General features: G+C 51.1%; 5 protein-coding genes. 1 reads left to right on the forward strand and 4 read right to left on the reverse strand.

Translation table 11 applies throughout. The features are described 5' to 3' along the window. Positions 1-39: 39 nt before the first annotated feature. Complete coding sequence (locus CRP01_RS24865) at positions 40-1,098, forward strand: hypothetical protein (RefSeq protein WP_143473524.1); 1,059 nt, start codon at positions 40-42, stop codon at positions 1,096-1,098. 94 nt (positions 1,099-1,192) lie between these two features. Here CRP01_RS24865 and CRP01_RS24870 read toward each other — a convergent pair whose 3' ends face one another. The 4 genes from CRP01_RS24870 to CRP01_RS24885 all read right to left on the reverse strand — a co-directional run bounded on the left by CRP01_RS24870 (position 1,193) and on the right by CRP01_RS24885 (position 11,823). Further along, entirely contained in the window at positions 1,193-7,273 is a 6,081-nt protein-coding gene (locus CRP01_RS24870; protein ID WP_099152820.1) for a T9SS type A sorting domain-containing protein, read from the reverse strand. A 388-nt stretch (positions 7,274-7,661) separates the two neighbouring features. Further along, a complete protein-coding gene (locus CRP01_RS24875; protein WP_170110530.1) occupies positions 7,662-8,291 on the reverse strand; it encodes a response regulator in 630 nt (209 codons plus the stop codon). Between the two features lie 76 nt (positions 8,292-8,367). Next, entirely contained in the window at positions 8,368-11,385 is a 3,018-nt protein-coding gene (locus tag CRP01_RS24880; protein WP_099152822.1) for a sensor histidine kinase, read from the reverse strand. A 252-nt stretch (positions 11,386-11,637) separates the two neighbouring features. Next, positions 11,638-11,823: a DUF5522 domain-containing protein gene (locus CRP01_RS24885; protein WP_099152823.1), complete on the reverse strand. Its 186-nt coding sequence runs from the start codon at positions 11,821-11,823 to the stop codon at positions 11,638-11,640. Between the last annotated feature and the right edge of the window lies 1 nt (position 11,824).

The following is an 11,824-nucleotide window of genomic DNA, read 5'->3' on the forward strand; positions in this document are numbered from 1 at the left end:
TCCACCTTGTCGCTCATTGCTAACAAAATGAACAGCGACATGAACAAAAAGAAGATCATGCTATCCATTAGTTTTCTTTTCTTAATGAGTATGCTATTCGGTCAGCAAGCCGTTTTCGACCGAACCAAAAGTACCGTTTTATCGGATCAGAACAAAGTTGTGCAATTTCCGGATACCGTTTTTGCGGGGAGATCCTGCCTGAAACTGGACAGCCGGGAACAGGCGATCATCTGGCAAAAAGATCTGGACCTTCGAAATTTTCGATTGGAGATCGACATTGCCGGAGCAGTGATGTCCGGACTTGGATTCCGCGTCAAAGACGAGCAGAACTATCACTTCCTTTACTTCCGCCCCGGATACGGAGGTACCCGGGAGGCGATCCAGTACATTCCGGTTTATAACGGAACCCTTAATTGGGTATTTTTCAACTATCCGGTATACGAAACGGCTACCGATATCCAATCACTGACGTGGTTTCACGCGGCCATCGAAGTGATGGGAGACCGTCTGCGGGTATTTGTCGATCACAAAGAAGAGCCGGATATGGATATCGAACTTCCGGAAACGGGCAACGAGCGGGGAAGCCTTTTGCTACGCAGTATGTTCGGAGTCTCCTACTTCGCCAATGCGGTCCTCTATGAATTACCCGAGGCCCTCCGGCAGTGGGAAATATCGAAACAGTTTCCTCGGGACCGGAAGTATGCGTACGCCGATACGAAGTCAGTTCGGAGCTGGAATGAAATAAGTCCCGGTCCCGGGGAAGTGGTCAACCTAAGTCCTCACTTTACCCATCCCAACGGCGTGGTCTTTGCGCGCCATAACATTGTGTCTGACGAAAATGCCAAGCGGTTACTCCATTTTGACTTTGCCGGAAAGCTCCAGATGTACCTGAATGGGAAGCGACTGTTCGAGTACGAAAAATACCAGGTGAACCGGAATGGAGAGCACGGGTTCACCATTGAATTACCATTACAAAAAGGGAACAATGAACTGGTGCTGATCTCCGAGGGAGATGGCTTTATCTTCGGGGAAGGCTTTAACGCGATGGGACGGCCTCAGCATCAGAACTGGGGCTTCAGCGCTTTTTTAGCAAATTAGAGGCCTGTAGCGGAGAGCCGGATCTTGACCGCTTTACAACATTTGTAAAACAGGCTATCCGGTTCTCCGTTGGTTTCGCTACGTCTTTGTTGGTCTACTGCTTCACGATCTTCTGGATCTGCCGGATCCCATTCCCGGTAAGTTGCAGCAGATAAACACCGCCCGGTAAAGTACCCAGATCGATCGGCAGGCGATGTTTACCCGCTTCGAATCTTTGCTGCACCAGCGTCCGGAGTAGTCTTCCGTCCATGCTTCTCAGTTCAACCGTGAAGATATCATCGAGATTGGTGTCCAGCAGTAACTGCGCCGAGTGACGCACCGGATTCGGGATCAGTTGAAAATGGACCTGTTCCACGAAATATTCAACATGAAGCGGCTGCGGATCGAGCACGGCCCCGATCAGCCCGTTCGGCACAAATCCGGTAGCTTCGCGGATATTCAGTTCCTCGCCGGTGCGGGTGTTGCGCAGGCGATAGCGAATGATCTTTCCGGCATCCTCCGGCTGACCGTACACCAGGAGAAATGCCCGCTGCTCGTTGAGCACATCGATATCGCTAAAATCGGTAAACCCGCGACAAACACCGTCCACAAAGGCGCCCAGTATCCATTCTTCGCCCAATCTTTTGGGCAGTACAGCATCTTCGATCGTGGCCGTCACCACCATATTGTGTTCCCAGGCGTGCGGGTCCAGTTCCCATCCGCCCCGGTAAGTGAGCGTACCCGAGCTGCCGAGCTGGAGTTTGTAGCCTTTGCCCGGATTCATGGTCGCCAGACTTCCCGTCCAGCCGGAGACGGCCTGATAAGTGGCAAACTCAGTTTGCGACTTGATCAGGTCGCCATCCGCTGGGGTGAGGTCCTGGAGGGTGGTTTCGGTAGTGGCCGGATCCTGACCGGCGTAACCGATCCAGTTCCAACCGCCGGCAACATCGAGGTCATAAGGTAGCGGTAAGGCATTACCCACTATCCGGAGGGTATCGGCGTGGTCGGACAGATAAAGCATGTAGCCCATTGCCGGGTCCACATTTTTCAAATTGCCCTGCCAGCCGGTGGTAGCGGTATACTCCGAACTGCTTTTCAGTGATTTCAAAACAAGACGATTGCTGGTGTTCATAATGCTTTTCAAGACCTCGGACCGGTCGGTACTCACCGGATTGACATTGAGGGAGACAAAATTCCATCCCTGACGCAGTGGAATGACCTGGAAGTTCCCGGCCGGATGCAGGATAAAGGGCGCAGCGACGCTGCCCGTTACGGCATCTTCGGAAAAGGATACGGATTCAATGGCACCGTATTCCCGGCCGTCCAGTGCCGTCCAGAAACGGAATTCTATAGCTTCGGACTGATTACCACCCGCTCCGTACACCGTCATAAATGCCCGGTATACCTGAGCCGATTCCACGTATTCGATCGGAGCCACGCCCCGGATCTCTCCGTTGACAAAGGCGGCGATCAGGTCGCGGGTATCGGTGGACAGTTTATTGGAGCCCGGCAACACTTCAAACTGCATCACCAGGTTCATGCTGTTTTCGTAAGCAGCGGTATTGACGGACCAGTTGATGCGTTCCGCCAGGTATTCGATGGTAATGTTCAGAGACATCGGTTTGTTGTCCACCAGGGCCACTACCTCACCCTGGTAAATACCGGGAGGCAAAGACGTATCAAAGGCGAAATCAATCTTCGCTTCGCCGTAAGGCAGGATAACGCCTTCGGTCACCGCCGGACTTAACCATTCGGGTACCTTGATAACCGCCGGATCGAAATTTTCGTCCAGTGAAAAGGTTTTCGGGATATGGCTTAGGTTTTTCAAATTGGCGGTAAAGGAGAAATCACTATTGGCGGGCGCTACCAGGTTAATGATCTCCGGATCCCAGAATACGGGTTTGGCATTTACCGTAAAGGTCCAGTCTACTGCATATTTCTGAACGTTTCCGGACTCTGCACTTTTCAAATAGTGCACACGGGCCGCCAGTTCCACGCCTTCGTAAGCCGCGGAAAAGAGGTCAATATTTTCGTCCAGTTCAAACAAGAATACATTGCCATTGACCTTACCGTTGACCACCAGATCGATGCCGGTATCCAGGCGTTTCAGGCTATATTCCACCCCCGCCAGGTTCTCGCTGATCTCCTGATCGAATACGACCATGATCTGTTCGCCCTGTTCCAGAAAGCCGTCCGCCGGACTGGGATAACCGAAAGGTGCCAGCGAACTGCGATCGATCACCCCGCTGATCTCATTGGAATAACTGATCAGACTGCCACCGTTGCAATTGGCGCTGACTTTGACCGTGTAGTTCCCGTCTGAGTAAGCGCTCAGGTCCAGGTCCAGATCATGGTAAGGGAAGGTCAGCGAGGCTTTGGGCACTTCCTGCAGCAGTGTGAAACCTTCATTGCCCTTTTTGATCCATGCGGATACCGATTCAAAAGCCGCATTATTGGGGTCAAAACCACCAATAGTGATCGGCAGTACATTATTGCTGGCCTGATTGACGATCCAGTTATTGCCCGGAGACACCAGTGATACCTGAGAACACTGGCTTTCAAAATTCGCGCTGATGGAGATCGTATCGGCGTGCACCAGATTACCGCCATCCTGCCAGAGTTCGTATTCACAGGGAGGATACACCATCACCTGGATATCCTGATAAGTATCGGCAACGGGGCCACGTTCTACCGTCAGCACCAGATCCGCGTAATTATTGGGACCGACAAATACAGAGACCGGAGAATTATTGATGATGTTCCCGGCGAGCCGCACGATCGCACCGTCCGGATTGGAAGTACCGATCACCCGGACGTGGTATTCCCGGGATTCCCCGGTTTGGCTGTTGTTCTGGATCCGGCAACTGTACAGTCCCGAACCGTCAAAAGGAATATTGTTGACGACCGTCGGGCTGATACTAAGCGCCGGCAGATCCCGTGCTGCGGTATTGGGTTCATAGGGGCAACTGGTACTGCCGGATAACAATCGGAAGATCGGCGTATCATAATCCGGATCCTGGTATACATTAAAGGTCACCGCATCTCCGATGTCATTATCCTCAATGACGTAGCCGATGGTACGCAGCACTTCTTCACTTTCGCTCTGGAATTCACTGAATTCATAGCTGGAAGTGATCATGGATCCGTTTTGAGTATCCAGATACAAGCCAATGGTGGATACGCTGACATCGACGGACTCTGTCATTTCGTCTTCCAGATAAACATCGTACTGATAACTGGTTTCGATACCCTCCAGCACGGTATAGGATTTCGACAGCGTGGCGCCGGCGCTGATACTTACATTCTCGTCGCTTAGGAACTGCTCGGTAGCATTATCCCGATTGCTGGCGTTGGCTTCCAGGATGACGACCCAGGAATTGTAATCCGCCAGGTAATCATTGTACTGTCTCCTTCCGGCTTCGGTGGTGGTATCACTGAGCGACATCAGGGTTTGGAGCTGCGGTAGCAGGGCATTTTTGATGTGGCTTTCCGTGTAGATGAAAGTAGTGGCGAAGTCGTACAATCCAAAGATCAGGGAAGAGTCTATCTCCACTGCGCAATTGTTGAAGGAAACCTCCGTGGCAATGTCGTAGGTTTGGTTAAGGGCAGCGCCAATGTACACGTCGCCGCCTTCTCCCGTAAAATTTTCCAGGGAGGAGGTAGCAAAGTTCTCGGTAAAAGTGATGGTACTGATCAGGCCCTCTTCTTCGGATTCGTTCGTGCCCTGCGTCAGGCTCATTTCTACGGAAGATCCGGCCTTAGCGCTCGAAGGGCCCAGATCTATCTGCCCTCCTACGCTCAGGTCGGTAAAACTGCCTTCGGAGGTTCCACTCAGAATACTATTTTTGATAAAGGTGGAAATGGTCGTTCCCTTTTCGACAAATGCGTAGCTGTTGTCACCCGGAGGATCGTGCAGGATCAGTTGTGGGATCTCCGGGGTGGTCGTTACAAAATTGGGAGCGACGTTGACAAAACCTTCCAAGATCAGCCAGTGCGTAGTGGGGGCACCGTTGGCGAAGTCGGCTGTCGGTTCTACGGCGAAGTATTTTTGGTAATCCTTACCAGAATTACCCGTTGTAGCGTTGGGCTCCCCGGCTACCATATCGTATCGGGCTATACCATTAACGATTGGGATCTCCTCGACGGAATTTTCGCGATCGCTGACTTCATCCTGGACGAGCAATACGCCCTCCAGTACCGGGCAATCCTGATCTCCCAATTCTTCAAACACTTTAATTTCGAGCGGATACTTTACGTTTTTCTGGACGATAGGCAAGTCAAAGTAAGGCGTTCCTGCACTACAGTCGGCCAGTTCGGCGCCGGCGGCGACAAAATCAATTTCGGTAGTAATAACTCCGCGGTAGATGAATTTCAGCGTGGGAAAATCTTCGGTGATGGTATCCACCGTAGTGCCGGTTCCCGTATTTTCAACATTTAGTTTTTCGTAGGTGCCGGGAGCTTTTACATCAAACGAGATACCGGCGGAAAACTGGTCCAGGATACTCTGCTCACTGAGTACCGGCGCTTCGATCTTAGTCACCAGTAATTTATAACCGTCGCGCGGCGGCAGATCCGTCAGTACCAGTCGTCCGTCACTGCCGACCGTAAGATTGCGGGTGGTAAAACATCCATCGGTATTCGTTAAACTTACTTCCACGGAAGTCCCCAGTGGAGTGGCACACCCACTCTGCACGAGTATTTCTATTTGGCGATTGGTCAGTACGGTGAAATCCAGATCATTTGCATCTTCATCCACAAAGATGCTGATCACCGATTCGGTCTCACCATCCTGGAATTCCAGATCCTCGTAGCGCGGCTCGAAACGGTACTGTCCACTGCCCACTACCACGTAAGACCAGGTACCGTCCGCGGCCGAACGTACGCCTTCATCCTGGCCGTTGACCATCATGGTAACGTTGGACACCCCACAACCGCTGTCCTGGTAAGTGATGGTACCGGATAAGGTGTGGGCGGAAAGATCGATGAAGTCAACATCGGAGGCGGTCCGGTTATCCATGGTGAGTTTCCGGGTAATGGAGGCGGGTTCGTATTGCTGAGAGCCATCCGATATCGGGCTGATCACAAATTCACCAGAGGCGTGGTAATAGATCTCGTCAATCTCAAAATAGCCGGCCCCGTCGGTAGTAGCACAGTAGCTCGATCCCGAGCAGTTGGTGCCCGGTCCGCCTCCGATATTTCCGGCAGCAGGGGTTACCTCAATCTCCACGTTCGGAATGCCAACGCCCTGCAGGGTTTTTACCGTTCCACGGATTACGCCATTCGGCTTGGAATATCCGCTTTCGGTTAGGATATAATTGCTGCCGTCAGGCATGAAATAAGTAAGATAATAAGTGTATTTCAACCCGGGTATACCCGTATAATCGTTATAGCTGGTAGCGTTTACATCTAGCAGAGCAATTTCTTCCAGTGCCCCGGTTCCATCCCAGCGCTCCACTTTTACGTAATCGGCAAACTTACTGGAATTGGCAAATGTCAGTGCTGTTCTTCCGTAATAATCTCCATCAGATGCATTGAAAAAAACGGTGCTTCCAAAGTCGGAGATTAATGGAGACTCTTCGCTCGTATCGTGTTTGTATACGGTACTTACCGAGTATTCGTAATCAGCACCGGGTGACAGAGAATTACCATCTACAAAACGATATTCATTACCTTCCACCGTAGCAATATGTACACCGTCCCGGTAGATGTAATATTCTACATCCGTTTCAGCCAGATCAGTACCTTTATTCCAGGTGATCTCTATACTGTAAGGGCTATAACCCTCTGATGCCAGAACATTTTTGGGCGGGAAGATGGGTTGGGTAACGATCGTTTCGCCGATGGAACTACATTCTTCATAATCTCCACCGCTATTAATGCAGTTGTAGACCTGTTGTCCTTGAATGATAAAATTATGATTGGGGCCGAATGCCAGATTTCTTGTGCCCGTAGAACTTTCATTGATCAACTCCAGTACAACAAATACTGTAGTATTTTCACACCTGTCTTTAAATACGATTTCGTCAATTGGACAATCATCGGCTTCGGAATAATCCCAGGTAATTTCCACAAAATTATCACTATCCAGATTTTTGGTAGTTATTGCCTGAAAGGGATAGACCTGAGCGGATAAGGTCACGGGATGAAGCAGGCAAAATGTGGTCATCAGCAACAACGGGAATAGCCATCTTTTCATAAGGGATTACATTATAGGTTAATGAATAGCATGCATTAATTAGCCGCCCGACGGCGTTAAATCAGGATGCCGAAGCGTCCTGAAAACCTGGTCGGTTTCGGTAAACAGGTTTATAACCGGGTATTGGGTATGAGAACAATGCAGACAGGCTGCTACGGGCATCTTTTCCGGATGCCCAGGCAGCAAAAGAGGGAGACAATAGCGTGGATACGATTTGGGAAGGCATAGGTCCGGTCAGTTCGTCCGAAGCTATACGCATTCGCCTGAAGATTGTGTGTATTGTAATGGTTGTATCTAAATTTGGCTGGTAAAATCAGCCGCAGCAAAAGTAAGGGCTATAACACTCCGGCGGTATAGCATCTTTGGGTGAGGGCGGTCCCCCACCCCATTAGATCTCGCCTTTGAGTTTTTTGCTAATTAGTTCGGCTTTAGAGTGGATGTGCAGCTTTTTGTAGACATTCCGGATATGACTGCGGACGGTATTCATGGAGATCTGCATACGGTCGGCCACCATCTTGTAGGAGAGGCCGTCGGTGAGGAGCTGGACGACCATATTCTCTTTCTCCGTGAGCGGGGCATTCGTCGGAGTGGGACGAAAATAATCGATCACCATTTTGGCAATAGAGGGCGACATGGCGGCCTGACCTTCGTAGATATTCACCACCGCTTTTTGGATCTCATCCAGGCGGGTATTTTTGAGCAAGTAGCCCGAAGCCCCCGCGCAAAAGGCCTTAAAAACCCGGTCGGCATCGTCGTAGATGGAGAACATCAGGATATCCACCTCGGGAAAACGCTGTTTGACCAGACTGATGGCCTCCAGTCCGCTCTTTCCCGGCAGACCGATGTCCTGGATCAGTACGTGCAGGGTCGTTTGGGGCGTAATGATCTCGAAAAAGTGTTCGACGGAATCGCCCAGAACCGAACATTTGATCCGGGGTTGCTGATTGAGGTAATCGGCCACCATCTCCCGAATGTGCGGGTCGTCCTCAATGATCCCTACTTGAATCCAGTCTTTCATCTTACAAATAAACGGGAAGATCTGCATATTTTACATAGCACGTTTGGGTGAGCGACTGTCTTCCCTTTAAAGCAGCTCACAATTTTCCCGGCACCCGTAATGTAACTTTAAATCCGCCCGGATCTCCGAAACCGTGGGTTAAAGTCCCGCCCAGGCGTTCCGCCCGTCGACGCAGGTTATCCAGGCCGTGCCCTTTCTTGACGACTTCTGGCGGATGACCATCGTCCACAATGGACATCGTAAAGTAGTTGCCTTTATTTTCCAGACGGGCCCTTACCCGCATGGCGTCGGAATGTTTGGCAATGTTGTTGATCGCCTCTTTGAAAATAAGGTAGATGTTGCGCTTCTCGTTGGGCCGGAGCAATTTGTCCGGATCGATGGCAGTTGCCTCCAGGTCAAACAGGATCTCCCGGGGCCGCAGGGTATCGTAAGCATAGTGTTCCATGCGGGTCAGTACATCTTTCCAGCGGTCACTGGATCTGTCCACCGCCCAGACTAAGTCACGAAGCTGGGTAATGGACTGATCCATCAGCGCTTCCAGTTTGAACAGCAATGGTTTTTGCTCGGTAGATATTTTCGCTTCCAGCAGCTGCATCAGCATGGACATCCGCGTCATGGAGCTACCGATCTCATCGTGCAGATCCTGGGCGATCCGGATCCGGGTGTCGGCCTCTTTTTGCAGCAGTCGGATCCGGTATTTGTAGAATGCCGTAAAAACCGTCGCCAGGGTAAGAATAGCCAGTAATTTGAACCACCAGTAATTGTAAAAGAAATCGTTCACCCGGACCTCCAACGCCCTGCTGACGGGGCTTTCCACGCCGTTGGCATCGCGGGCTTTCACCAGAAAAGTAAATTTCCCCGCCGGAAGTTTCCGGTAACGGATGGTATGGTTTTTGCCGAGATCCTGCCAGTCTTTATCAAGCCCTTCCAGTTTAACGGAGTAACTATAGTCTCCGGTCTGCACAAAACTGGGTACTGCGAACGCAAACTCCAGGTAGTTATCGTAGGGAGAAAGCACTACCTGCCTGGTCTGATCCAGCAGCCGGTCCTGTACGATCAAACGGTCCTGCTGTCGGTTGTAGCGTTGAATGGAAGTCAGCAATACCGGGGGCAAGGTATCCTGCACCAGCAATCTCGCCGGATCAAATTTCATAAACCCATTGAGGGTACCCAGATACAAAATACCCGCTTCATCTTTGTAAGTGGACAGGTAGTTGAACTCGTTGTTCGGCAAACCGTCCTTTTCAAAGTAGTTGGAGAGCTCACCGGTTTCCCGATCTAGCCGATTCAGCCCGTAATAGGTACCGATCCAGAGATTGCCGAGATCATCCTCGATCAGGGAGGCGACCTGATTGTTGCTCAGCCCTTCCGCAGTCGTATACGACCGTACTTTATCTCGTTTCAGGTCGATAAACAGCAGACCTCCCCCCAACGTGCCGACCCAAAGGCTATCCGGACCGTTCATGAGCAGGCAATTCATAAAATCGCTGGATAGCTGCGGGTAGGTCCGGGTAGAAATATGGTGCAGCAGTTCCCCACTACGGGCATCATGCACGGTGAGCCCGGCCTTGTTCCACCCCTGAATATAACGCCCGTGATCCAACACCAAAAAACGGTCTCCCGAACGGCGAAACAGCTCTTTTTGCGCGAGGTGTACGGTGTGAAAGCTGCTATCCACCAGGTCAAAAACAGAGATATCGTTCTGTTCATCTACATAGTGTAGTTGCTGATCCTGAATACAAAATTGGTTGAAGTAGCTATTGTTGGCCGCTTTGGTTAAGTGCGTCACGCGCGTCCGGCCCGTGATCAGGTTTCTGCCCACCAATTTGTCCGTACCCCGGTCAATGGTCCATATCCAGTCTTCCACCGGCACGTAGCGCCCCCCGGGTTTTACCGCTGATAATGGCTCCGGACTATTCAGCGTGCGCCCGTCCCGCTCGATCACGCCCAAATGGATGTCCGTGACCCTTTCAAAAAAACGGGCACCAATCGATCGGCCATCCGGAAGGGGAAATATTTCCCGGAACTGCCGGTTATTCCCCGGCGCTTCATTTTGCAAGGCCGTCTGAAACGGATTGGTATTTTCGTTCACCTTATAGAGGCCATTGTGGGTGCAATACCAGGTATTTTTTTCGCGGTCCTCAAACGTATAATTGATATCGATGCGCGGGGTACCGGAGAGTAGCGCCTGGTCGATCGTGGTCGTTTCCTTTTTCTCCAGATCGATCAGGAATAACTGCTGCGAACCGGTGACCCGCAGTTTGCCGGAATGCTCCAGGTTGACACCGTGAATCGCTTCCCTTTCCCGCGGACTATCCATCAGCAGTTCCCAACTGCCCGCGTCCTCATCGTAGCGGTGCACCAGGCCGTTGGCCATCAGGACCAGCAAACCGTAAGTCGGATGGTAGATCAGATAACTGTCCACCCACCGGTCAAAACCGCGGTAATCGAACGGGATCGTGTCCCTTTCTGCTTCCGTAAATTTCAGGATGCGGTTATGCAGGGGATCACTCAGCCAGAGGGTTGCGGAAGGGCCGATTCCCAGGCGGGAATTTTTGATCTGAGTTAATTCGGGCAGGTTAACGCTCAGAAGTCGCCGCCAGTCCTTACTGATCAAGTGCAGGGATTGTCCGTTGCGATCCTTCTGCACGATCGCAAAATCAGGTTGATGTCCTTCCTGTAAGAGTAGCCCATTCAGCGTGCCCTCACCATTCATTCCTTCCGGCCAGTCCCAGGGTTCCGATTGGTAGGTATTGGTATTGAAAGCATAAAGTTCCTGGGCGTTCACCAGTAGCAGAATGGAATCTGAATACTGCAGGGCACCATGAATATCCACTAACGGCAGGTAATGTTCCGGGTCCGAACGGGAAAAAAGCGTAAACTTATGGCCATCGTACAACTGCAAATTCGAGCTGACCACCCAAAGCAATCCCTTTGGGTCCCGGGCGGCAAAATGAACCTCCCGGTTGGCCAGGCCTTTGTCGATCCCCCAGTGCTCAACATCGTAGCGCTCCTGGGCAACACCCGGCAATGCACCAATGGTTGTCACCAGCAGGAGGATCTTTAAAAATGTAGCCGGCAGAGGATGAAGCATTTTACAGTTTTAAGGATACAATTCGATACCATATCCAGATCGTTCCCGGGGGGTAAGGGTAGGCGATTTCCGATAATAACGCGTATTGAAAAAAGAAAATACAGACTGGAGAGTAGGAATGGAACAAATATAAAAAATCACAATTAAAAACAGACTATCCGATTCCACCCCACCCTCAGATCAATGAATTGGATCAGATGGAGTGATCAGCAGTACCCGCTTTCTGTCCTTAAAATGTAGAAGCGCTGCCGTTTATTCCTCTTCGGCGGCCGGTCGCCGGAATCCGTAAGGGCAATGCCGGCAGCCACTGCGGCAACAATATCCCCGGTCCCGGAGAAATTTTTCCGTAAAAACGTACAAGCCGTTCTCTATATAAAAATCGACTCCTTCCTGCAGTGGTTGACGGGAAGGAGTCGATCGCTTTTTATCCTGATCCATA

The organism is Flavilitoribacter nigricans DSM 23189 = NBRC 102662 (genome assembly GCF_002646595.1).
Lineage (GTDB): Bacteria > Bacteroidota > Bacteroidia > Chitinophagales > Saprospiraceae > Flavilitoribacter > Flavilitoribacter nigricans.

What these genes read in the sequence shown, in the direction of transcription:
- CRP01_RS24865 (WP_143473524.1), top strand. Translation starts at nt 40, where the DNA reads ATGAACAAAAAGAAGATCATGCTATCCATTAGTTTTCTTTTCTTAATG.
- CRP01_RS24870 (WP_099152820.1), bottom strand. Translation starts at nt 7,273, where the DNA reads ATGAAAAGATGGCTATTCCCGTTGTTGCTGATGACCACATTTTGCCTG.
- CRP01_RS24875 (WP_170110530.1), bottom strand. Translation starts at nt 8,291, where the DNA reads ATGAAAGACTGGATTCAAGTAGGGATCATTGAGGACGACCCGCACATT.
- CRP01_RS24880 (WP_099152822.1), bottom strand. Translation starts at nt 11,385, where the DNA reads ATGCTTCATCCTCTGCCGGCTACATTTTTAAAGATCCTCCTGCTGGTG.
- CRP01_RS24885 (WP_099152823.1), bottom strand. Translation starts at nt 11,823, where the DNA reads ATGGATCAGGATAAAAAGCGATCGACTCCTTCCCGTCAACCACTGCAG.